3 protein-coding genes are annotated in these 3071 nt (G+C 61.3%); all 3 read left to right on the forward strand.

Going from position 1 to position 3071, the window contains the following annotated elements:
• The first annotated feature begins 23 nt into the window (after positions 1-23).
• From nspC to HMPREF0178_RS08980, 3 genes are read left to right on the forward strand one after another with little or no spacing between them, the layout of a single operon-like run.
• A complete protein-coding gene (gene nspC / locus HMPREF0178_RS08970) occupies positions 24-1244 on the forward strand; it encodes a carboxynorspermidine decarboxylase (RefSeq protein WP_039958883.1) in 1221 nt (406 codons plus the stop codon).
• On the forward strand, positions 1244-1996 hold the full coding sequence (locus HMPREF0178_RS08975; RefSeq protein ID WP_009380299.1) for an ATP-binding protein: 753 nt from the start codon (positions 1244-1246) through the stop codon (positions 1994-1996). Before nspC ends, HMPREF0178_RS08975 begins: the two co-directional genes overlap by 1 nt.
• A complete protein-coding gene (locus tag HMPREF0178_RS08980; protein WP_009380301.1) occupies positions 1993-2652 on the forward strand; it encodes an acyltransferase in 660 nt (219 codons plus the stop codon). Before HMPREF0178_RS08975 ends, HMPREF0178_RS08980 begins: the two co-directional genes overlap by 4 nt.
• Positions 2653-3071 lie beyond the last annotated feature (419 nt).

Raw genomic sequence — 3071 nt, forward strand, 5'->3', positions numbered from 1 at the left:
GATACCTTTTTCCCTTACTTCCTATGACTAAAACCTATCTTGAACAGTTGAAGCCGGAGCGGTTCCCGTCGCCGAGCTTTGTTGTGGATGAGGCGAAACTGCGCTCGAACGTGGCGATTCTGGACGAAGTGCAGCGGCGCACGGGCGCGAAGATCCTGATGGCCCTGAAATGCTTCGCCATGTGGGACGTTTTCCCGATCATCTCCCGCAGCGGGGAAGGCGCGCTGTACGGCTGCTGCGCCAGCTCGCCCGACGAAGCCCGGCTTGCCCGGGAACGCTTCGGCGGCGAAGTCCATGCGTTCGCGGCGGGTTACTCGGAAGCTGACATGGCAGAACTGCTTGAAACAGTTGATCATGTTCTGTTCAATTCCTTCGCGCAGTGGGAACGCTTCAAGGGCATGGTCGAAGCCAAGAACGCCGGACGCGCGACGCCCATCGAATGCGGCATCCGGGTCAACCCTGAGCACTCCGAGGGCGCGGTGCCCATGTACGACCCCTGCGCTCCGGGCTCCCGGCTCGGCGTGCGGCTGCGGGAGTTCGAGCGTTTCGCGTCCGCCGGGGGCTGCCCCGCCCAGACGCCGCCTTCCGGCCTCAAGGGGCTTTCGGGGCTGCATTTCCATACCCTGTGCGAACAGGGCGCGGACGCGCTGGATAGGACGCTCAAGGCGTTTGAAATGAAGTTCGGACGGTATTTGAAGGGCCTCAAGTGGATGAATTTCGGCGGCGGCCACCATATCACCAAAGAAGGCTACGACATCGACCTGCTCTGCAAATGCATCGAGCGGGTGCGCGACCGCTACGGAGTGCAGGTCTACCTTGAGCCCGGCGAGGCCGTGGCCCTGAACGCGGGCGTGCTGGTGTCCACTGTGCTCGACGTGGTGCGGGCGGATATGCCCGTGGCGATTCTGGACACTTCGGCGGCGACGCACATGCCGGACGTTCTGGAAATGCCGTACCGCCCGATGGTCATCGGTTCCGGCGAGCCCGGCGAGAAGCGTTGGAGTTGCCGTCTTGCGGGCAAGTCCTGCCTCGCGGGGGACGTGATCGGCGAATACAGTTTCGACGAGCCGCTCAAGGCCGGGGACAGGCTGGTCTTTACGGACATGGCGATTTACAGCATGGTGAAGACCACGACCTTTAACGGCCTGCGCCTGCCCTCCATCGTGCGCTGGAACCCGGAAACCGACGGGACGCGCCTTGTCCGGGAATTCGGCTACGAAGACTTCAAGATGCGGTTGTCCTGATGTCGAAAGAAAAGCTCTCCTATGCGCAGCAGGTCTGCGTCAAAAGCGCGGGAAAGGCCATGCAGCGCACCGGGATGGTCGGCCCCGGCGCGAAGGTCGGGGTCGCCGTTTCGGGCGGCGTGGACAGCTGGGTGCTGCTGGAAGTGCTCCGGCGGCGCCAGCGCATCGTGCCGTTCCGGTTCGACATCATGGCGATCCATCTGAATCCCGGCTTTGATGCGGAAAACCACGCGCCGCTCGTCGAGTATCTGGCGAAACACGGCGTTGCGGGCCACATCGAAGTCACGGATCACGGCCCGCGCGGTCACTCGCCGGAAAACCGCCGCAATTCCGCCTGTTTCTACTGTGCCATGCTGCGCCGCACACGGCTGTTCGAGGTATGCCAGCAGTACGGGCTGACCCATCTCGCCTTCGGGCACAACGCCGACGATCTGGTTACGACGTTCTTTATGAATCTTGTCCAGAACGGGCGCGTTGAGGGCATGGGCATGTGCGATGACTTTTTCAAGGGTGCGCTCAAAGTCATCCGGCCTCTGCTTCTGGTGGAAAAACCGGATATCATCAAGGCGGCGCGGCGCTGGGAGCTGCCCGTCTGGTCGAATCCCTGCCCTTCCGCCGGGAAGACCAACCGGGCGAATTTCCAAGCCAAGATCGACGCGCTGCACGGCGGCGACAAAATGCTCAAGACAAACCTTTTCAACGGGTTGTGCCGCTGGCAGCTGGCGCAGTCCGAAAGCGGGAACAAGGCATGATCGGCAAACTCCGCAAGGCTATCGAGCGCAGGCTTTCGGCTCAGGACATCCTTTCCTATGCCGCGATCACGTTGCAGCGCCACTGGTCGAAGGATTGGGGCACGCTGGCTTTGCGGCTCAAGGCGTTACTGTTCGGCGTTGAGGTCGGGCCCGGCGTTACGGCGTGCGGATCGGTGATCCTTGGGCGTTGGCCCGGCAGCCATATCCGCCTCGGCGCGGGGTGCAGCCTGATTTCCTCCTCGCGGCGCGCCACGGCCTCCACGCTGTACGCGCCCGTCCGTCTCCGCACCTATGCCCCTACAGCCCGCATCGAACTGGAGGAAGGCGTCCAGCTCAGCGGCACGGCGATCACGGCGCGCTCATGCACCATTTCCATCGGCAAGGATACGATGGTGGGCCCGAACTGCGTGATCACGGATTCCGATTTCCACGCGCACTGGCCTGCCGAGACGCGGCACATCGAACCGGCCTTTGAGCTGGATCGCGGCGTATCCATCGGCGCGAACGTCTGGATCGGCATGAATTCCCTTATCCTTAAGGGTGTGACCATCGGGGACGGGGCCATAGTCGCCGCCGGGTCCGTCGTCGTCCGCGATGTGCCTGCAAAGGCCGTCGTCGCCGGGGTGCCCGCCAAGGTCGTGAAGGTTGGGGAGTGATGGGAAGCATTGGGGAGGGGAAGGGGAAACTTTCTCTAGAAAGTTTCCCCTTCCCCTCCCCAAACCCCACCCCATCCTCTTCAAAGATTTTCGTAAGGATCAACGGCGTGGCGGGCGGCTTGTACGGCTGGCCCTTGGCATTCGTCTCCCGGTGACTACTGTAGAAAGGCAACTCCTTTTTTGGCAGAATGCTCTTTGAGAGTATACACTTTTGAAAATAGCCCTCTTTGATTCATTTATGTATAGTTCAAAACTATTCGGTACAACTTCCGAACAGGGATTCGATAAGCACAAAAGTCTTGGGAAAGAGAGGGGAGGGGGTCCGGGGGAGGGGAGAGAAAGCCCTTCTTCAGAAGGGTTTTCTCTCCCCTCCCCCGGTATCCAATCTGTTATGCAACACAACGTGGCTGATTACATAC

This window comes from Bilophila sp. 4_1_30 (assembly GCF_000224655.1).
Lineage (GTDB): Bacteria > Desulfobacterota > Desulfovibrionia > Desulfovibrionales > Desulfovibrionaceae > Bilophila > Bilophila wadsworthia.

Excerpts from the sequence above, each read along its gene's own strand:
- HMPREF0178_RS08975 (WP_009380299.1), top strand. The coding sequence starts at position 1,244 with ATGTCGAAAGAAAAGCTCTCCTATGCGCAGCAGGTCTGCGTCAAAAGC.
- HMPREF0178_RS08980 (WP_009380301.1), top strand. The coding sequence starts at position 1,993 with ATGATCGGCAAACTCCGCAAGGCTATCGAGCGCAGGCTTTCGGCTCAG.
- nspC (WP_039958883.1), top strand. The coding sequence starts at position 24 with ATGACTAAAACCTATCTTGAACAGTTGAAGCCGGAGCGGTTCCCGTCG.